This window comes from Aeromonas sp. CU5, assembly GCF_002586745.1.
Lineage (GTDB): Bacteria > Pseudomonadota > Gammaproteobacteria > Enterobacterales > Aeromonadaceae > Aeromonas > Aeromonas sobria.
This window is the reverse complement of the sequence record NZ_CP023817.1, coordinates 3,779,909-3,800,000: the sequence shown is the minus strand read 5'-3', so window position 1 is coordinate 3,800,000 and position 20,092 is coordinate 3,779,909. Positions and strand designations below refer to the sequence as shown.

At 59.1% G+C, this 20,092-nt stretch carries 16 protein-coding genes, 1 tRNA gene, 2 rRNA genes and 1 riboswitch (1 of these 20 only partly in view); of the genes, 17 read left to right on the top strand and 2 right to left on the bottom strand.

The window, feature by feature from the left end:
* The 14 genes from CK911_RS17075 to hemB form a co-directional block, all read left to right on the top strand.
* Positions 1-976: ribosomal RNA gene (locus CK911_RS17075) — 23S ribosomal RNA — on the top strand (it extends 1,914 nt beyond the left edge of the window).
* A gap of 125 nt (positions 977-1,101) precedes the next feature.
* Positions 1,102-1,216, top strand: a 5S ribosomal RNA gene (gene rrf / locus CK911_RS17070).
* A 106-nt stretch (positions 1,217-1,322) separates the two neighbouring features.
* Positions 1,323-1,398: transfer RNA gene (locus CK911_RS17065), tRNA-Thr, on the top strand.
* Between the two features lie 240 nt (positions 1,399-1,638).
* A complete protein-coding gene (gene codB, locus CK911_RS17060; protein ID WP_098971449.1) occupies positions 1,639-2,883 on the top strand; it encodes a cytosine permease in 1,245 nt (414 codons plus the stop codon).
* Positions 2,877-4,142, top strand: coding sequence for a cytosine deaminase (locus tag CK911_RS17055; protein ID WP_098971447.1), 1,266 nt, complete (start codon positions 2,877-2,879; stop codon positions 4,140-4,142). The genes codB and CK911_RS17055 overlap by 7 nt, the downstream gene beginning before the upstream one ends.
* Positions 4,143-4,237: 95 nt before the next feature.
* Positions 4,238-4,615, top strand: a complete 378-nt coding sequence (gene crcB / locus CK911_RS17050) for a fluoride efflux transporter CrcB (RefSeq protein WP_098971445.1) — start codon at positions 4,238-4,240, stop codon at positions 4,613-4,615.
* Positions 4,616-4,680: 65 nt separating this feature from the next.
* Positions 4,681-5,433, top strand: coding sequence for a bifunctional demethylmenaquinone methyltransferase/2-methoxy-6-polyprenyl-1,4-benzoquinol methylase UbiE (ubiE, locus tag CK911_RS17045; RefSeq protein WP_042021136.1), 753 nt, complete (start codon positions 4,681-4,683; stop codon positions 5,431-5,433).
* An 8-nt stretch (positions 5,434-5,441) separates the two neighbouring features.
* Positions 5,442-6,050 (top strand): SCP2 domain-containing protein, encoded by a 609-nt coding sequence (locus CK911_RS17040; protein WP_005339380.1) that lies wholly within the window; start codon positions 5,442-5,444, stop codon positions 6,048-6,050.
* A complete protein-coding gene (gene ubiB, locus CK911_RS17035; protein ID WP_098971443.1) occupies positions 6,050-7,690 on the top strand; it encodes a ubiquinone biosynthesis regulatory protein kinase UbiB in 1,641 nt (546 codons plus the stop codon). The genes CK911_RS17040 and ubiB overlap by 1 nt, the downstream gene beginning before the upstream one ends.
* Before the next feature lie 42 nt (positions 7,691-7,732).
* Positions 7,733-7,984: a Sec-independent protein translocase subunit TatA gene (gene tatA / locus CK911_RS17030; protein ID WP_042021132.1), complete on the top strand. Its 252-nt coding sequence runs from the start codon at positions 7,733-7,735 to the stop codon at positions 7,982-7,984.
* A gap of 3 nt (positions 7,985-7,987) precedes the next feature.
* On the top strand, positions 7,988-8,452 hold the full coding sequence (gene tatB, locus CK911_RS17025; protein WP_098971441.1) for a Sec-independent protein translocase protein TatB: 465 nt from the start codon (positions 7,988-7,990) through the stop codon (positions 8,450-8,452).
* The gene (gene tatC, locus CK911_RS17020; RefSeq protein ID WP_042021128.1) at positions 8,449-9,204 is read left to right on the top strand and encodes a twin-arginine translocase subunit TatC; all 756 of its coding nucleotides are present in this window, start codon (positions 8,449-8,451) and stop codon (positions 9,202-9,204) included. The genes tatB and tatC overlap by 4 nt, the downstream gene beginning before the upstream one ends.
* Positions 9,205-9,392: 188 nt before the next feature.
* On the top strand, positions 9,393-10,178 hold the full coding sequence (locus CK911_RS17015; protein ID WP_098971439.1) for a TatD family hydrolase: 786 nt from the start codon (positions 9,393-9,395) through the stop codon (positions 10,176-10,178).
* Between the two features lie 3 nt (positions 10,179-10,181).
* Entirely contained in the window at positions 10,182-11,198 is a 1,017-nt protein-coding gene (gene hemB / locus CK911_RS17010; protein WP_098971437.1) for a porphobilinogen synthase, read from the top strand.
* 158 nt (positions 11,199-11,356) lie between these two features.
* On the opposite strand, the gene CK911_RS21610 is transcribed toward hemB, so the two are convergent.
* Complete coding sequence (locus CK911_RS21610) at positions 11,357-13,552, bottom strand: immunoglobulin-like domain-containing protein (RefSeq protein ID WP_098971435.1); 2,196 nt, start codon at positions 13,550-13,552, stop codon at positions 11,357-11,359.
* Between the two features lie 47 nt (positions 13,553-13,599).
* Positions 13,600-13,684: riboswitch (cyclic di-GMP riboswitch) on the bottom strand.
* Between the two features lie 460 nt (positions 13,685-14,144).
* On the opposite strand from CK911_RS21610, the gene prlC reads away from it, so the two are divergent.
* The 3 genes from prlC to CK911_RS16990 all read left to right on the top strand — a co-directional run bounded on the left by prlC (position 14,145) and on the right by CK911_RS16990 (position 19,759).
* Complete coding sequence (prlC, locus tag CK911_RS17000) at positions 14,145-16,187, top strand: oligopeptidase A (protein WP_098971432.1); 2,043 nt, start codon at positions 14,145-14,147, stop codon at positions 16,185-16,187.
* Between the two features lie 206 nt (positions 16,188-16,393).
* Entirely contained in the window at positions 16,394-18,943 is a 2,550-nt protein-coding gene (locus CK911_RS16995) for a bifunctional diguanylate cyclase/phosphodiesterase (RefSeq protein WP_098971430.1), read from the top strand.
* Between the two features lie 63 nt (positions 18,944-19,006).
* Entirely contained in the window at positions 19,007-19,759 is a 753-nt protein-coding gene (locus tag CK911_RS16990; protein WP_098972753.1) for a class I SAM-dependent methyltransferase, read from the top strand.
* Positions 19,760-19,828: 69 nt separating this feature from the next.
* Here CK911_RS16990 and CK911_RS16985 read toward each other — a convergent pair whose 3' ends face one another.
* Entirely contained in the window at positions 19,829-20,083 is a 255-nt protein-coding gene (locus tag CK911_RS16985; protein WP_098971427.1) for a Rho-binding antiterminator, read from the bottom strand.
* Positions 20,084-20,092 lie beyond the last annotated feature (9 nt).

The following is a 20,092-nucleotide window of genomic DNA, read 5'->3' as shown; positions in this document are numbered from 1 at the left end:
GTAGCGAAATTCCTTGTCGGGTAAGTTCCGACCTGCACGAATGGTGTAACCATGGCCATGCTGTCTCCACCCGAGACTCAGTGAAATCGAATTCGCCGTGAAGATGCGGTGTACCCGCGGCTAGACGGAAAGACCCCGTGAACCTTTACTACAGCTTGGCACTGAACATTGAACCTACATGTGTAGGATAGGTGGGAGGCTTTGAAGCGATAACGCTAGTTGTCGTGGAGCCGTCCTTGAAATACCACCCTTGTATGTTTGATGTTCTAACGCAGGGCCCTGAATCGGGCTCGCGGACAGTGCCTGGTGGGTAGTTTGACTGGGGCGGTCTCCTCCCAAAGAGTAACGGAGGAGCACGAAGGTTGGCTAATCCTGGTCGGACATCAGGAGGTTAGTGCAATGGCATAAGCCAGCTTAACTGCGAGACGGACAGGTCGAGCAGGTACGAAAGTAGGTCATAGTGATCCGGTGGTTCTGAATGGAAGGGCCATCGCTCAACGGATAAAAGGTACTCCGGGGATAACAGGCTGATACCGCCCAAGAGTTCATATCGACGGCGGTGTTTGGCACCTCGATGTCGGCTCATCACATCCTGGGGCTGAAGTCGGTCCCAAGGGTATGGCTGTTCGCCATTTAAAGTGGTACGCGAGCTGGGTTCAGAACGTCGTGAGACAGTTCGGTCCCTATCTGCCGTGGGCGTTGGATGATTGAAGGGAGTTGCTCCTAGTACGAGAGGACCGGAGTGAACGAACCTCTGGTGTTCGGGTTGTCACGCCAGTGGCACTGCCCGGTAGCTAAGTTCGGAATCGATAACCGCTGAAAGCATCTAAGCGGGAAGCGAGCCCTGAGATGAGTCATCCCTGACCCCTTGAGGGTCCTAAAGGGCCGTTGGAGACCACAACGTTGATAGGTGGGGTGTGTAAGCGCGGCGACGTGTTGAGCTAACCCATACTAATTACCCGTGAGGCTTAACCATACAACACCCAAGAAGTGTTCTGAGACTTGTAGCAAATACCAAGTGAACTACTAACTAATTCAGTGATAGTGATGAAGCCACGAGCGACATCATTACTCACGTCAGCTTTCTAGATTAAGAATTTGCCTGGCGGCCATAGCGCCGTGGAACCACCTGATCCCATGCCGAACTCAGAAGTGAAACGCGGTAGCGCCGATGGTAGTGTGGCATTCGCCATGCGAGAGTAGGACACTGCCAGGCTTTAATTAAGCAACTACAGCGATGTGGTTGGTCGCAATACAACGTCAGGTTGTATTGGACAGAAGATTTAGATAACGCACACAGTGTGTTCTTTACCGGTTAGTGTGCTGATATGGCTCAGTTGGTAGAGCGCATCCTTGGTAAGGATGAGGTCCCCAGTTCGACTCTGGGTATCAGCACCATGAAAGCAAAAGCCTCCCTGAAAAGGGAGGCTTTTTTGCATTTGTCTCTCGGTAAAAAGTCACCATATCCTCTGCTGATCGCCATTTCGCAGGGTTTCATACTTCTCCATTACTCCCCATTTTTGTGGCTCGTTTGACCACAAAACCCATTAATTTCGCGATATTCATCGTGGTTTGATTGATGTAAAACGTTTTATATGTAAAATCCGGCGCGTTTTGCCTATTACGTGGAGAGAGAGCATGGCGCAGGATAACGAATACTGTTTGGGGGCGGTTCCCGCCAAAGGGCGCAAAGGTGTGCTGTCGTTGATGCTGGTGATGCTTGGCCTGACCTTCTTCTCTGCCAGCATGTGGACCGGCGGGGCGCTCGGTACTGGGCTGGTGTTTGACGACTTCATCATGGCGGTATTGCTCGGCAACTTGTTGCTGGGGATCTACACTGCTTGTCTCGGTTATATCGGTGCTTCAACCGGTCTCTCTACCCATCTGCTGGCTCGTTACTCCTTTGGGGTGAAAGGTTCCTGGCTGCCTTCGCTGCTGCTCGGCGGTACTCAGATCGGCTGGTTCGGCGTCGGCGTGGCGATGTTTGCGCTGCCGGTACAGAAGGCGACCGGCATTGATGTGAACTGGCTGATCGCCATTTCGGGTATTCTGATGACGGTGACCGTCTACTTCGGGATCTCCGCCCTGATGGTGCTGAGCTTTGTGGCTGTACCGGCTATCGCCCTGCTCGGTGGCTACTCGGTCTGGCTGGCGGTGACCTCGACCGGTGGCATGGCGGCGCTGCAGCAGGTGCAACCGACCAATCCCATCGAGTTCACCACGGCGCTGACCATGGTGGTCGGTTCCTTTATCAGTGCAGGAACCCTGACCGCCGACTTTGTTCGATTTGGTCGCAAACCCTGGGGCGCCGTCATGATTACCATGGTGGCGTTTTTTTTGGGCAACACTCTGATGTTCGTCTTCGGCGCAGCCGGTGCGGCGGTGACCGGGCAGGCCGATATCTCGGAAGTGATGCTGATGCAGGGGCTGCTGATCCCCGCCATTCTGGTGCTGGGCCTCAATATCTGGACCACCAACGACAATGCCCTCTACGCCTCCGGCCTTGGTTTTGCCAACATTACCGGTCTCAAGAGCAAGCCGCTCAGTGTGATCAACGGCCTTATCGGCACGGCTTGCGCCCTCTGGCTCTACAACAACTTTGTCGGCTGGCTGGCCTTTTTGAGTACGGCAATTCCGCCGATCGGTGGCATTATCATCATGGATTTCCTGCTCAATCGTGAGCGTTACCGTCAGTTTGCCGATCAACAGTTCGAGACGGTGCGCTGGCAGGCGCTGGTCGCCACGGCAGTCGGGGTGGCTGTCGGCAAGTGGCTGCCGGGCATAGTGCCACTCAACGCGGTATTGGGTGCCGCCTTCACTTATTTCATTCTGGTTCGCCTCACCCAGCGGCCGGTTCTGGTACAGGAAGCTAGCAAATGCTGATTCAACATATTCGTTTTGCCGATCGGGAAGGGTTGTGGCAGATCCGCTGCCAGGATGGGGTTATTACCGCCATCGAGCCCCATGACGAACATGCCGTGGCTGGTCGGGTGCTGGACGGGGAGGGCGGTCTGGCCATCGCTCCCTTTATCGAACCCCACATTCACCTCGATACCACCCAGACGGCGGGCGAGCCGAGCTGGAATCTCTCCGGCACCCTGTTCGAGGGGATCGAGCGCTGGGCCGAGCGCAAGGCGCTGCTGACCCATGAAGATGTTAAACAGCGCGCCATCCAGACGCTGAAGTGGCAGATCGCCAACGGCATCCAGTTTGTGCGCACTCACGTCGATGTCTCCGACCCCAATCTGGTGGCCCTGAAGGCGATGCTGGAAGTGCGGGAGGAGATGAAGGAGTGGGTGGAGCTGCAAATTGTCGCTTTCCCGCAGGAGGGGGTCCTCTCCTACCCCAACGGCAAGGCATTGCTGGAGGAGGCGCTCAAGCTGGGGGCTGATGTGATCGGTGCGATCCCCCATTTCGAGTTTACCCGGGAATATGGGGTCGAAAGTCTGCACTACATCTTCGATCTTGCCGAGAAGTATCAGGTTCTGGTGGATGTGCACTGCGACGAAATCGATGACGAGCAGTCCCGTTTTATCGAGACGCTGGCAACCCTGGCCTACGAGCGCGGTATTGGCCATAGAGTCACCGCCAGCCACACTACCGCCATGCACTCCTATAACGGGGCTTATGCTTCGCGCTTGTTCCGGTTGCTCAAGATGGCGGACCTTAACTTCGTGGCCAATCCGCTGGTGAACATTCACCTGCAGGGGCGCTTCGACACCTATCCCAAGCGCCGCGGCATCACCCGGGTGAAGGAGATGCTGGAGGCCAACATCAATGTCTGCTTCGGTCACGACGACGTGTTCGATCCCTGGTATCCCATGGGTACTGCCAACATGTTGCAGGTGCTGCACATGGGGCTCCATGTCTGCCAGATCATGGGTTACGAGCAGATCAACGACGGTCTGAAGCTGATCAGCAGCCACAGCGCCCGCACCTTGAACGTGCAGGATCGCTATGGCATCGAGGTGGGCAAACCGGCCAACCTGTTGATCCTGCCCGCCGACAACGGTTTTGATGCGGTGCGTCGTCAGGTGCCGGTGCGCTATTCAATCCGTCACGGCAAGGTGATTGCCCAGACCCGTCCGGCCCAGACCGAAATCGTGCTGGGTCATCCCGAGCCGATCGATTTCCGGCGCTGAGTTTTCAATCAGGCTGGATGACGATTAGTTCCGCCTCTGGGCACAAGGGCCGCCATTGCGACATAATGGCGGCCTGACCCTGAGGGAGTGACAACATGCAAACCTGGTTCTACGTTGCAGCAGGGGGGGCTATTGGTGCCTCCCTTCGTTTTGGGATTGCCGAATTGATGGCTTTGCTGCTGGGCCGCCACTTCCCTTACGGGACTCTGGTGGTCAATGTGGTGGGCTCTTTCATCATGGGGATAGCTTATGCCCTCATCAGCCACGGTCATATCGTGGAGCACCCGATGAAGCCCCTGTTGATGGTCGGGATCCTCGGTGCCCTGACCACCTTCTCTTCCTTTGCCCTCGATACGGTGGTGCTGGCTCAACACGGAGCTTATCTGAAAGCACTGCTCAACATTGCGCTCAATCTCTTCCTCTGTCTGGCCATGGTGGTGCTGGGCATGCAGTTGGTTGCGAGCCGGGTTTAAGGTGTCCGCACGCCTTTGGCTCTGGTAAACTGGCGGCCATTCTTTGCTCTATGGGTGTTTAAGGGATGTCAGAACAAGCAACGACAACGCATTTTGGCTTTACAACCGTGGCCGCGACCGAGAAGGAAACTCTGGTAGCTGGTGTCTTCCATTCGGTGGCAGCCAAGTATGATCTGATGAACGATCTGATGTCGTTCGGCATCCACCGCCTGTGGAAGCGCTTCACCATCGACTGCTCCGGTGTGCGCAAGGGCCAGAAGGTGCTGGATCTGGCCGGTGGCACCGGTGACTTGACCGCCAAGTTCTCCCGCATCGTCGGCGAGACCGGTCAGGTGGTGCTGGCGGATATCAACGACTCCATGCTGAAAGTGGGTCGCGACAAGCTGCGCAATCTGGGGGTCGCCAACAACGTCTCCTACGTGCAGGCCAACGCCGAGGCGCTCCCCTTCCCAGATAACCACTTCGACGTCATCACCATCGGCTTCGGCCTGCGCAACGTCACCGACAAGGACAAGGCGCTCGCCTCCATGTTCCGGGTGCTCAAGCCGGGTGGCCGTCTGCTGGTGCTGGAGTTCTCCAAGCCGGTCAGCGAAGTGATCGCCAAGCTCTACGACCTCTACTCCTTCAAACTGCTGCCTAAAATGGGCGAACTGGTGGCTAACGACGGTGAAAGCTACAAGTATCTGGCGGAATCCATCCGTATGCACCCGGATCAGCAGACCCTGGCGGGCATGATGGAAAATGTCGGGTTCGAGCAGGTGGAGTTCTACAACCTGACTCAGGGTGTGGTCGCCCTGCACCGCGGTTACAAGTTTTAAGGTTGCCTATGCCGATGGATGCCATGGTCACCGCGGTGATCGAAACCAGCCTCAACCAGTTGCTGGCGCTGGACAAACAGAGCCCGGAGCGGCTGCGCAAACTGGTGGGCAAGGTGCTCAAGCTGGAGCTGCGTGAACTCAAGCCGCTCTGGTTTGTCTTCTCCGAGCGTCGACTGGATGTGCTGGCCCAGCATGAAGGGGAGGCCGATGCGGTGCTCAGTCTGTCGCTGACCGCCCTCGGTCTGCTGAAAGACCCGTCCGCCCTGACCCGCTATATCCGCGAGGAGAAGCTGGATCTGAGCGGCGATCCCCAGCTGGTACAGGCATTCAGCGTGCTGTTGGGCGAGCTGGATATCGACTGGGAGGAGGAGTTGTCGCGCTATACCGGTGACGTGCTGGCCCACACCCTGTTCAGTGGTGCCCGTCAGGCGCGCCGTCTGGTCGGCCGCGAGCTGTGTCGCACCCGCAGCCAGCTGGCGGAATATCTGACCGAAGAGGCCCGCCTCGCACCCGGCCCGCTGGAAGTGGCGAGTTTTAACGATGACGTCGAGGTGCTGGCCCAGCAGCTCAAGGCCGTTGAACTGCGGCTGGCCCGCTTCGAACAGCAGGTGACCTGATGACCCCGAAGGAGTTCAAACGCCTCTATCGCATCATCACCATCCTGCTGGAGCAGGGCATCGACGAACTGGTGCCCGCCCGCTATCAACCCTGGCCGGGTCGTCTGGCCCGTCGCTCCCTGTTCTGGCTCAAGAACAAGCAACCGGAACTCAGCCGTGGTGCCCGCATCCGTCTCGCCTTCGAGGCCCTTGGCCCCATCTTCATCAAGTTTGGCCAGATGCTCTCGACCCGCCGCGACCTGTTGCCGCCGGATATCGCCGAAGAACTGGCCCTGCTGCAGGACAGGGTGCCCCCCTTCTGTGGTCAGGCGGCGCGCCAGCAGATCGAGCTGAGCCTGGGTTGCCCCATCGAGACCCTGTTTGACGACTTCGACGAGACGCCACTGGCGTCGGCCTCCATCGCCCAGGTGCATACCGCCCGTCTGAAGGAGAGTGGCCGCGAGATTGTTATCAAGGTGATCCGTCCCGACATCGAGCCGGTCATCGAGGCCGACCTGCGGCTGATGCAGGCGCTGGCCCGTCTGGTGGCCCGTTTCGCGCCCCAGAGCGCGCGGCTGCGCCCCATCGAGGTGGTGGAGGAGTATCGCAAGACCATCCTCGACGAGCTCAACCTGATGCGCGAAGCGGCCAACGCTATCCAGCTGCGGCGCAACTTCACCGGCTCCGAGGCGCTCTATGTGCCTGAAATCATAACCGATCTCTGCCGCGAGCAGGTGCTGGTGATGGAGCGCATCTATGGCATTCCGGTCTCCGATATTGAGGCGCTGGAAGCCAACGGCACCAATATGAAGCTGCTGGCCGAGCGCGGGGTGGAGGTCTTCTTCACCCAGGTGTTCCGCGACAGCTTCTTTCACGCCGACATGCACCCCGGTAACATTTTCGTCTCCTACGAGCACCCGGAAAACCCGCTCTGGATCGGTATCGACTGCGGTATCGTCGGCACCCTCAATCGGGAAGACAAACGCTATCTGGCGGAGAACTTCCTCGCCTTCTTCAACCGCGACTATCGCCGGGTGGCGGAGCTGCATGTGGAGTCGGGCTGGGTACCGGCAGACACCAAGGTGGACGAGTTCGAGTTCGCCATCCGCACCGTGCTGGAGCCTATCTTCGAGAAGCCACTGTCCGAAATTTCGTTCGGCCACGTGCTGCTCAACCTGTTCAACACCGCTCGCCGCTTCCATATGACGGTGCAGCCGCAGCTGGTGCTGTTGCAGAAGACATTGCTCTATGTGGAAGGGTTGGGGCGTCAGCTCTACCCGCAGCTCGATTTGTGGCAGACCGCCAAGCCCTATCTGGAAAACTGGATGCACGAGCAGGTCGGGCCGAAAGCGGTGTGGAACGCCATCAAGGAGAAGGCGCCATTCTGGGCGGAGAAGCTGCCTGAATTGCCTGAGCTGGTCTATGAGACCCTGCGCCAGACCCGTCATCAACAGCGTCATTTCGACCAGATGTTTGACGAATTCCGCCGTCACAGCCGTCGGCAAGGGCAGGCCCGCTACCTCTTAGGGGTTGGAGCCAGCCTGCTATTGGCGGGTGTATTCTTGCTGACCCAAAAACAACATATTGAGTGGGGACAAATCAGTCTCGCCGGAGCAGCCCTCTGCTGGCTGGTTGGCTGGTTGCGAACCCGTTCCAATTAAACAAAAACCGCGCCATCAGGCGCCTGCTCTGGAGAGAAAGTCATGGGTGGTATCAGTATTTGGCAATTGTTGATCATCGCAGTCATCGTCGTGCTGCTGTTCGGTACCAAGAAACTGCGCGGGATTGGCGGTGATCTGGGGGCCGCGGTCAAAGGGTTCAAGAAAGCACTCTCCGACGATCCGGCCGATGCCAAGGCCGAGCAGAAAGATGCCGAGTTTCCCCCGAAACAGCTGAACGAAGCGGCTAGTCAGAGTGGCGATGCTGCCAAGCAGAAAGACAAAGATCAGGCCTAAGCCATGTTTGATATCGGTTTTTGGGAGCTGGTCGTCATCGGTGTGGTGGCGTTGGTGGTGCTGGGGCCCGAACGGCTGCCAGTTGCCATCCGCACGGCTACCCACTGGATCCGCCTCATTCGTTCGACTGCGAATTCGGTCAAGTCCGAGCTGGAACAGGAGCTCAAGTTGCAAGAGCTGCACAACGATCTGAAGAAGGCGGAACAGCTGCAGATGAGCAACTTGAGTCCCGAGCTGCAGGAGTCTATCGAACAGCTCAAGGCGGCGGCCCAGTCGGTCAATCGCCCCTATCAGGTGGAGAACGAGATCCGTCCGCCACGCGCCGAGCCGGTCGCCCAGGTTGAACCTGCCACACCGGTGGAGCCTGCGGTGCAGTTGAGCCGCGACGTACCGCCGGTCAACAGCCAGCGGGAGAGCGAACTTGTGCCAGTCGGCGAATCAGCAGTGAAAGGGGAGGTGAAGCCATGAGTCAGGCCGAACAACCCCTGATCAGTCATCTGGTTGAGCTGAGAACCCGCTTGCTGCGATCCATCTCCGCCATCCTGATCGTGTTTATCGCACTGATCTACTTCTCCAACAACATCTACGACTTCGTGGCCCAGCCGCTGCTCAGCCAGCTGCCGGAAGGGACCAGCATGATCGCGACGGATGTGGCGACCCCCTTCCTGACGCCGATCAAGCTGACTCTGGTGGTCTCCTTCTTCGTGGCGATCCCCTATCTGCTCTATCAGGCCTGGGCCTTTATAGCTCCCGGCCTGTACCAGCATGAGCGGCGTTTGATTATGCCGTTGGTGGTCTCGACCGCCCTGCTGTTCTATGCAGGGATGGCGTTTGCCTACTACGTGGTGTTCCCGCTGGTGTTCGGTTTCTTCACCAGTACCGCCCCGGTCGGAGTGACGGTGGCGACCGACATCGCCAGCTATCTGGACTTCGTACTGACCTTGTTCTTCGCGTTCGGGGTGGCGTTCGAAATTCCGGTGGCCACCATACTGCTGTGCTGGACCGGCGTGACCACGCCGCAAAACCTGAAGGAGAAGCGCCCCTACGTCATCGTCGGGGTGTTTGTGGTCGGCATGCTGCTGACGCCGCCTGATGTCTTCTCCCAGACCCTGCTCGCCATCCCGATGTGGGCGCTGTGGGAGGTAGGTCTGTTCTTCGCCCGCTTCTATGTGAAGAAAGAGGATGAAGAGCAACAGGAACAACCGGATGTGGAGAGCTGAGGCTCTGTTCGTCACCTATTTGCCGGACGGCGAGAGGATGACGAAGTCCGCAGGAATAGCAGAACGAGGGGAGCTGAGGCTCCCTTCCTCTTTTCATGCTCCCGTTCGAGGCGTATGGTGTTGGCCCATCGAGTAGATGGTTTTCAAATACCTGATATGTATTCCTTTTGTTCGGAACGTCTCATCCCATGATCGATATCGGTTTAAACCTGACCAGCAGCCAGTTCGCCGGTGAGCAGCCTGAACTGGTGGCCCGTGCCCGCGCCGCCGGGGTAGAGGCCCTGATCCTCACCGGTACCGATCTGGCTGGCAGCCGCGACAGCGCCGAGTTGGCCGCTCGCTGGTCGGGCTACTGCTTCTCCACCGCCGGGGTACATCCCCATGATGCATCGAGCGTCGATGAGGCGACCCTGCCCGCCTTGCGCGAGCTGGCGGCGCTGCCGCAGGTGGTGGCTATCGGCGAGTGTGGCCTCGACTACAACCGCGATTTCTCCCCCCGTCCGGTGCAGGATGCGGTGTTCGACGCCCAGCTGGCGCTGGCGGCCGAGCTCGGGATGCCGGTGTTTCTGCATTGTCGTGATGCGCACGCCCGTTTCATCGAGATCCTCCGTCCCTGGTTGCCCAGGCTGCCGGGGGCCGTGCTGCACTGCTTCACTGGCTCCGACGAGGAGCTGGACGAGTGTCTGGCGCTGGGGTTGCATATCGGGGTGACCGGCTGGCTTTGCGACGAGCGACGCGGTCAGCTGCTGCGTGAGCAGGTGGCCCGCATTCCGGCTGGTCGGCTGATGATCGAGACCGACGCCCCCTATCTGGTGCCGCGGGATCTCAAACCCCGCCCGAAACGCAACGAACCCGCTTTTTTGCCGCACATCGCCCAGGTGGTGGCGGCCTGTCGTGGTGAAGCGCCCGAGGCCTTGCTGGCCCACACCCGGGCCACCTCCGCCGCGTTCTTCCAACTTCCTCTCCAGGAGTGATTCATGGCTACAACTCTTCCGGGCGCCTTTCCGGGCCGCCGCCTGCGCCGAGTGCGCAAACATGATTTCAGCCGTCGTCTGGTGCGCGAAAACGTACTGACCGTCAACGATCTCATCTATCCGGTGTTCGTGCTGGAGGGGGAGAACCGTCGGGAAGCTGTTCCCTCCATGCCGGGGGTGGATCGCCTCTCCATCGACCTGCTGCTGGAAGAGGCCGCCGAACTGGTAGAGCTGGGCGTACCAGCCATCGCCCTGTTCCCGGTGACGCCGCTGGAGAGCAAGAGCCTGCTGGCGGAAGAGGCCTACAGCCCGAACGGGCTGGCCCAGCGCACCGTACGCGCCCTCAAGGCCCGCTTCCCGGAGCTGGGGGTGATCACCGACGTGGCGCTCGATCCGTTCACCACCCACGGTCAGGATGGCATCATCGATGACGAAGGTTATGTGCTGAACGACATCACCACCGAGATCCTGATCAAGCAGGCGCTCTCCCACGCCGAGGCCGGGGTCGATATAGTAGCGCCGTCCGACATGATGGATGGCCGCATCGGTGCCATCCGCGCCGCGCTGGAAGAGAACGGCTTCATCAACACCCAGATCATGGCCTACTCCGCCAAGTACGCCTCCTGCTACTACGGCCCGTTCCGCGATGCGGTCGGCTCTGCCGGCAACCTCGGCAAGAGCAACAAGGCCACCTACCAGATGGATCCGGCCAACAGCAACGAAGCCCTGCACGAAGTGGCGCTGGATATTCAGGAAGGGGCTGACAGCGTGATGGTCAAGCCGGGCATGCCCTATCTGGACGTGATCCGTCAGGTGAAGGATCAGTTCGGCGTGCCGACCTTCGCCTATCAGGTGAGTGGCGAGTACGCCATGCACATGGCGGCGATCCAGAACGGCTGGCTGAAAGAGAAGGAGTGCATCATGGAGTCTCTGCTCTGCTTCAAGCGGGCCGGGGCTGACGGCATCCTCACCTACTTCGCCAAGCGCGTGGCGCAGTGGCTGAAGGAAGATGCCCGTTAAGCAGACGTGACGGATAAAGACGGATAAAAAAGAGGGGAGCCGATGGCTCCCCTCTTTCGTTATGAATGTAGCCCGGACATCACTCCGGGCGGTGCCAATCGCGGTTGATGCGAGTGGCTGAGGGAGCCAGCGGCTCCCTCTTGGTTATGACCTGTTGATTACAGCTTGGTCCAGGCGTCGCTCCAGGCAGAGCCGGTACCCGGTGCATAGTGGCTGGTAGAGCCACCACACCAGCCGCTGTACGGCCAGGGTTTGCACTCGAAGTTGCCACCGGCGTTGCTGACCCGATCACCGGCCTGATAGCTGGTGTTGGGGGCATAGGCCGGGTAGTCGCCATCGTTGCCGCCGTTGTCGCTCTCTTCAGCCAGGGTGACCGGGAAGCGCTGTACTACCGGCTTCTGGCCGTCAGCCAGACCGCTGATGACCACTTCATAGCTGCCGTCAGTGACGTTGCTGCCTTGCAGTACCAGGGCGCTGGTGCCATTCACCTTGCTGCTGGTTGTGCCGTGGCTACGGCCGTTCTGCTCCAGGGTCGCAGTGATCTGCACCGGGTTGGCGGTGGTCACGTTGAAACGGATGCTGACCTGACCGTTGACTATGGTGTACTCGCTGGCCATGGCGCCGACGGTGAAGTCGCTGCTGTCGATCACCGGCGGCTTGTTGCCACCGTCACAGTCGCTGTCACCCTGCGCTTTCCAGACACCCCAGTCACCTGTGGTACCCGGCTCTTCGTTCTGGGTCCACCAGCCAGCCAGCCAGTTCTTGCCGTTGTGGCTGACGATGTCGCCGCCCACGTAGACCTTCTTGGCATCCCAGCTGTTTTCACAGATAGCGCCCTGCTCCTTGACGGTCACGTTGCGCTGCTGGGTCACCAGCTGACCGGCACTGTCGGTCACCTGATAGGTGAGGGTGTAGCGACCGACCTTGTTGCTGTCGACGCTGCCGCTGACCTTGATCTGGGCAGTCAGGTCACCATCTTCTTCATCATTCGCACTGACACCAGTCATCGGATCGAAGGAGGTACCCAGCTCCAGCGTGGTGTCGGTGACGCCGCTGAATACCGGCTTCATGCTATAGACTTCGACGCTACGCAGCTGTTCGGTGACGTTGTTGTCACGATCGCTCACCTTGTAGGTGAGGGGGTAGAGACCGATGCGCTGGTTGTCTACCGAACCTTCCACCAGGATCTGGCCAGTCAGGTCGCCATCTTCCTTGTCGTTGGCGGTGACACCGGCCATGGGATCAAAGGCGGTGCCCTGCTTGATGCGGGTATCGCTCACGCCGCTGAACACCGGCTTGCCGTTGTCGATCGGCGGAGTGATCTCCTGCTCGTGGATGAAGGGGCCGTAGCTCTTGATGAAGGATTCGTTGTAGGCCTGACCGGCGGCGTTACGACCCATGTCCCAGTTGATGGACCAGGTCATCAAGCCGCGCAGGGGCTGGCCCTGGTTCTTCAGCTTGTTGAAGGCATCGAACAGATCTTGCGGATTGGTGACGTAGCCGGTGGCGGCGGCGTCGATGTTGGTCGGGATGCCGAATACCAGCTTGTCGTGGGGGATCTTGTAGTAGCCACGGGTGCCGTTGATCAGCGAGTCCGCCATGTAGTAGATGAACTCTTCTTTCAGGGCATCGTTGTTCTGGGCAATCCAGCCGAAGCCGTCGATCCAGATACCGTCGCCACCCTGGTTGTAGAACTGGGGGTTGATCCAGTCATAGTAACCTTCCAGCGCCCGCAGATAGGGGGTGTAGAGGCCGTTGGCGGTCAGGTAGGGGAACTCGGGTGCCATGGTGATAAGGAAGTTTTTCCCCTGAGCACGATAGTGATCTTTGACGATGCGCAGGGCGGCCGGGATCACGGTCTGGTTGTTGGCAGCGGTGACTGCGGTTTGCTCCAGATCGATGTCCAGACCGTCAAAACCATAGGTCTCCACCAGACGAATGATTTCATCGGCGAAGGCTTGCTCCTGACCGGTGCGCAGCTCGATGTGGGCATCGGCGCCACCCAGTGCCAGCAGTACGGCACGGCCCTGACGGTTCAGCTCAGCGATCTGTTCGATGAACTGGCTTTCATTCATACCGGTGCCGGTATCCAGCTTGAAGGTCGGGATCGGGTTGCCGCCATAAACCTTCATGAAGGAGACATCGACCACATTGTATTGCGGGTTGACCTGATCCAGCTTGACGCAGGGGGCGACGCCACCCTTGTAGCCAGCGCCGCCGCACCAGTTGTGCCAGTAGCCGACCACCACACCAGATTGCGGGTTGACCATGTTCTGGCCTGCGCTGGCGGCGTGCAGCATGGGGCTGGTAGCGCCGATCAGGCAGCCCAGCAGGGAGAGTTTGAACTTGTTCATTGTTGCTCCGTACGTTGCAAAAGGAGGCCCATCAGGGGATGGGCTTCGGGGGCAGCTCCGCTGTCATAGGAAAATCCCTTAGACCGGTGGCTTTGCGTGGTGGCCTTTCGAACCACTTTGCCTTTTTCACCCGACCTCTGTGTGGTACAGACAATCAAGTGGCCCCCTAAATTAGCCGCATATGGTAGGAGGGGGAAGATAAATTAATCAACGCGCTCTCCTGTATGTCACATTTTGGAAAAAGTTAATAATTCAAGGTGTTCCAGAGGGGCGTTGCTTAAATAACAGGATGTTCGAAGAGCGGGAAAGCCTGATAACCACAGGGCTGGTGAGGGATTTATCCTGATGATCACCACCGGTGGCATGCCTAGCAGGAGCGCGGGAATGATGGGGAACAAGGGCTGCGGGCTGTGTCATTAGCTGACGCGAGGTGGCCCCCGGCTGGCTCGCGGCACTCCGGTTGTGAGACGGATGGCAAAAAGGGGGCTGGAGTGTGATTCCAGCTTGATTATTGCATGGGTTGCCCACATGTTAGAAAACCATACAGAGCTGATAAAGCGGTCTGTTCAAGACCTAACAAGAGGTAACCGGGATGAATAACCCTTTGCTGACAATGGATGCACTGCCCCCTTTCAGCCAGATCCAGCCAGAGCAGGTGCAACCTGCCGTGGTGCAGGCGATCGCTGACTGCAAGCAGAAGATCAGCGATGTGCTGGCCCAGAATGAAACCCACACCTGGGATAGCCTGATTGCCCCGCTGGAAGAGGTCAATGACCGTCTGGCTCGGATCTGGTCACCGGTCAGCCACCTTAATTCCGTCCTTAACAGCGAAGCGCTACGAGTGGCACATGATGCCTGCCTGCCGCTGCTCTCTGAGTTCCAGACTTATGTCGGCCAGCATGAAGGGCTCTATCAAGCCTATCTTGGCCTCTCCCAAAGCGATGACTTCCCGCTGCTGAGCGGTGCCCAGCGCAAGGAAATCCTCAATACCCTGCGCGACTTCCGCCTCTCCGGTATCGGTCTGCCTGCCGAGGTGCAGCAGCGTTACGGCGAAATTCAGGCCCGCCTCTCCGAGCTGGCCTCCCGCTTCAGCAACAATGTGCTGGATGCCACCCAGGGCTGGCACAAGCCGGTGACCGAGGAAGCCGAACTGGCCGGTCTGCCCGACAGCGTGCGGGCCGCTGCCCGTCAGATGGCCGAGCTCAAGGGCAAGGAGGGGTGGCTGTTCACCCTGGATATCCCTTCCTATCTGCCGGTGATGATGTATTCGGACAACCGCGAACTGCGTGCCGAGATGTATCAGGCCTTCACCACTCGCGCCTCGGATCAGGGCCCCAATGCGGGCAAGTGGGATAACTCCGCCATCATGAGCGAGCTGCTCACCTTGCGCCGCGAATTGGCCCAGTTGCTTGGTTTTGCCAACTATGCCGAGCTGTCGCTGGCGACCAAGATGGCGGACAAGACCGAACAGGTGGTGAGCTTCCTCACCGATCTGGCGGCCAAATCCCTACCGCAAGGCAAAGCCGAGCTGGAGGAGATCCGCGCCTTCGCCACCGAGCAACATGGTCAGGGCGAGCTGGCCGCCTGGGATCTCGCTTATTACGCCGAGAAGCTCAAGCAGCACAAATTCTCCATCTCCGACGAGCAACTGCGCCCCTACTTCCCCGCCAGCAAGGTGGTGAAGGGGCTGTTTGAAGTGGTGAAGCGGGTGTTTGGCATGAAGGTGCGCGAGCGCCTCGGCATCGATACCTGGCACCCGGACGTGCGCTTCTACGACATCTTCGATGCCGAAGACGAGCTGCGTGGCAGCTTCTACCTCGATCTTTACGCCCGCGAACACAAGCAGGGCGGTGCCTGGATGGATGTCTGCCTGGGTCGTCGCTACCGTCAGGATGGCTCGCTGCAAAAGCCGGTGGCCTACCTGACCTGCAACTTCAACGGCCCGGTGGATGGCAAACCGGCACTGTTTACCCACAACGAAGTGGTCACCCTGTTCCACGAGTTCGGTCACGGTATTCACCATATGCTGACCCGCATCGACGTGGCCGGTGTCGCCGGTATCAATGGCGTGGCCTGGGATGCGGTGGAGCTGCCGAGCCAGTTCCTCGAAAACTGGTGCTGGGAGTCCGAGGCGCTGGCCTTCATCTCTGGCCATCATGAGACCGGCGAGCCGCTGCCTGCCGATCTGCTGGAGAAGATGCTGACGGCCCGCAACTTCCAGGCGGCGATGCAGATGCTGCGCCAGCTGGAGTTTTCTCTGTTTGACTTCCGGTTGCATCAGACATTTGACCCGGCCAACCCGGATCAGATCCCGAGCCTGCTGGCCGAAGTGCGCAGTCAGGTGGCCGTGATGACGCCACCCGAGTTCAACCGCTTCCAGCACAGCTTCTCCCACATTTTTGCAGGTGGCTATGCGGCGGGTTACTACAGCTACAAGTGGGCTGAAGTGCTCTCTGCTGACGCCTTCTCCCGCTTCGAGGAGGAGGGGATTTTCAATCCGGTCACCGGCCAATCCTTCCTGAAGCACATTCTGGAGAAGGGCGGCTCGAAAGAGCCAATGGAGCTGTTCCGTGCCTTCCGTGGCCGCGAGCCCAAGGTGGATGCCCTGCTGCGCCACAGCGGGATCGCTGCGTGATATCTCCCCTCCAGCGGCGGGGTGAGCTTCAAGCAGGTACATATTTGTGACCTTGTAGGGTCAATTTGTGACGGGTGCGACAAAAAGGGACCTTATGGTCCCTTTTTTCAAGGCTTTTTAATATCTTGCTGATTGCATATTTGCACTGCCTGCGGCTCTTCAGTAGAGTCGTGTTCTAATCAGTCAAGGTGAGAAAGCCACTTGCCATGAGGCGAGCTCTCGATTCCGTCTATCAAATCATCTCCAGTCTGGCTCATTCGAGCGGGCGGGGATATTTCGATACTTTTGTGAGTGAAATCGCCGCTGCTGTGATGGCTGATGTCGTCCTGATCTCCAGCGGGGCACTCAATGACACCTGCTTAACGGTGCAGGCGGCCTATCCCTCCTCCCTTGACCCCGATATCCTGACGCTGCCACTGACTGACTCTCCTGATGCCATTACCTGGCAGGAGGGGGAAGCCTGGTTCAGTGATCGTCTGCTACAGCTCTTCCCCGAGATGCCACTTGCCCGGCAGTGGCAAGCCCGGGCGTATGTCGGGATTGCCCTCAAGAATGCTGACGGCGAGACCATAGGTGTCTGCAGTTTGCTCTATCGCCAGCCCCAGACTGATATGGGCCGGGTGATGGGCTTGCTCAGGCTGCTGGGGCCACTGGCGGGTCGCGAGCTGGCGTTGCTGTTGCAGCGACAGCTGCCGCAGCCTGTGCCGGATGCCCCCCATGTTTTGCAGAGCATGCTTTTTGAGGCTCCGGTGGGGATCGGCAAGCTCGATCTCACTGGCCGGATCCTCTGGGCCAATCCGGCCATTGAAAAGATGTTGGGTTATTCCCTCGACGAGCTGCTGCAGCGATCCATCTCTGACATCAATCACCCCGAGGATTGGCAACGCAGTCTCGAGTGCTACCAGCAAATTCACCGCGGTGAGTGCAGTCGTTTTACGCTGGAGAAGCGCTACCTGCGCAAGGGGGGGGAGATCCTGTGGGGGCGGGTCACGGTTACCCTCATCAATGACGAGCAACAGCAGCCGGACTACCTGATGGTGCTGCTGGAGAATATCGATCCTCTCAAGCGTCATGCTGAACAGCTTAAACTTTCGCACCGGGTCTATGACAACCTCTCCGAGGCCATTCTGGTGTGTGATGCCGATAGCCGCATCATTTCGGTCAACCCGGCATTCGAGCAGATCACTGGTTACAGTGGTGACGAGGCCCGTGGCCAGCGTCCCAGTATCCTCAAATCCGGGCTACACGATCAGACCTTCTATGCCGACATGTACCATGCGCTGGAGCGGGTGGGGGTGTGGCGCGGCGAGGTGTGGAACAAGCGCAAGAACGGCAAGCTCTATCCGCAGCAGTTGATGATAAGTACCCTGCGTGAAGCGGGAAAAATACAGCAATATATCGCCATTTTCAGCGATCTTTCCCAAACCAAGCAGGCTGAGCAGAAGATCGCCGCCCAGGCAAACTATGACACTCTCACCAGCCTGCCCAACCGCTGGTTGTTTAGCCGCTGCTTGACCCGTTTTTGCGAGCGGGGCGAACGCTTTTCCCTGATGGTGCTCGATCTTAATAACTTCAAGGCGGTCAACAACAGCATGGATCACCAGGCCGGTGATGCCCTGTTGCGGGAGGTATCGGATCGACTGGTGAGTCGGGTGCGTACCGAAGATATGGTGGCCCGTATCGGCGGTGACGAGTTCGCCTTTCTGGTGCCCGGTATCGTCACCCGCCGTCAGGCGGAGGTGTTTGCCAAGCAGGTGATCGGCAGCTTTGCCCGTCCCTTTATGCTGGCCAACCAGCAGCTCTATGTCACTGCGACCATCGGCATGACCCTTTGTCCGGTAGATGGTAGCGAGAGCGACGAGCTGCTACGCAACGCCGAGCAGGCGCTTTTTGCAGCCAAGCGGCAGGGACGGTTGCTCGGCGCCTACTGCGCGACCATGCGGGAAGAGGTGCGCCAGCGCCACCAGATGCAGCAGGATTTGGCCGAAGCGATCAAGCTGGAGCAGTTGACCATGGCTTACCAGCCCATCTGGGATAACCGCAGTGGACGGGTCGCCAAGCTGGAAGCGCTGGTGCGCTGGTATCACCCCCAATGGGGACAGGTCTCCCCCGCCGAGTTCATTCCGCTGGCGGAAGAGGCGGGCCTGATTCAGGGGCTGGGGGCGCTGGTGTTGTGGCAGTCGTGCCGGGATTTGGCACGCTTGCAGCAATCCGGTTTCCCGCAGATGCAGATGTCGATCAACCGCTCGACCCTGGAGTTCCAGACCATAGATCCGGAGGCGAGCGAGTGGCTCAAGGTGATTGAGCACTACGGGCTTGATCCTGCCGACATCGTGATCGAAATTACCGAATCCTTGCTGATGGAGAGTAGCGATCAGCACAGGGTGCGGATCGATGCGTTGCGTGCTGCGGGATGCCTGCTGGCCATTGATGATTTCGGCACCGGCTACTCGGCGCTCAACTACTTGCGTACCTTCCCGGTGGATCTGGTCAAGATCGACCGCTCTTTCGTGCGCCATATCCCCTTCAACGAGCAGGATCGACTGCTGCTGGATGGCATCATCAACATAGTGCACAACCTCGGCATGGAGGTGGTGATCGAAGGGGTGGAAACCCGTGAGCAGCTCAACTTCCTTTGTCAGAAGGGGTGTGCCTTCACTCAGGGCTACCTGCTCAGCCGCCCGCTGGCCTATGACGACCTGACCGATTACCTCGCCCTCAACCGTCAGGGGATGAACCTCACTGTCGTGAGCTGATCCACTGCTTCTGTTATCATGGCCGCTTCTGTACGTGCCATGAGTCTGCCTCCTATGCCCCATATTCAGGTTTTCAGTGAAGTACCCGCCCGTGATGGCGAGCTCGACGCCCTGCGTCTACGCCTTGCCGATGTGGAGTTTGTGGCCCCGTTTGCACTGGTACTGACTGAAGAGCGGCTGGAACTGCGCAAGCTGGATGAACCCAAGCTGGGTGCCGTCTATGTGGATTTTGTGGAAGGGGCTGTGGCTCACAGGCGCAAGTTTGGCGGCGGCCGTGGCCAGTCTATCGCCAAGGCGGTGGGGCTCAAGGCTGGAGCCACTCCGACCGTGGTGGATGCCACCGCGGGACTGGGGCGTGATGCCTTCGTGCTCGCCTCCCTCGGCTGCAAGGTGACCCTGATCGAGCGTAGCCCTGTGGTGGCTGCCCTGTTGCAGGATGGATTGATGCGGGCGGCGCAGGATCCCGAGATTGGCCCCTGGGTCAGCGAGCGGATGCAACTGCTGCAAGGCCCGGCGGTGGACAACCTGCTGGCGTTGACCGAGCGGCCTGATGTCATCTATCTCGATCCCATGTTCCCCCACAAGCAGAAGTCGGCGCTGGTGAAAAAAGAGATGCGGGTGTTCCAGTCGCTGGTGGGGCCGGATCTTGATGCGGATGCCCTGCTGCCGGCGGCGCTCAAGATGGCGAACAAGCGGGTGGTGGTAAAGCGCCCGGCCTATGCTGGCTGGCTCAATGAACATAAACCCAGCATGGCCATCGAGACCAAGGGTAACCGCTTCGATGTCTACGTGATGGCGGCATTGGCGGCAGGTTAACGGCCGGTGTGAGTCGCGGATACAAAAAAGGAGGGCCAACGTCATGTTGGCCCTCCTTTTTTAATTGATTCAGTTGGTTGGAGCGAAGCGGATCAGCTTCTCTTCCCCTTGCCAGTTCAGGCGCAGGGTTGCCAGCTCTGCCAGACTGAGCCGTTCTCCACTGTGTAGCAGCAGATATTCGACCCCTTCACAGGCCTCTATGGTGCGGATCTTGTCATCCCGCTGACGACCATCGCGACTGGTGAGAGTCACCGGCAGTTGCCAGCTGGCGGCAATTTCGAGCCAGTCGTAGAGATCGCAGCTGATGGGTTGATAATCCGGCATGATCGACTC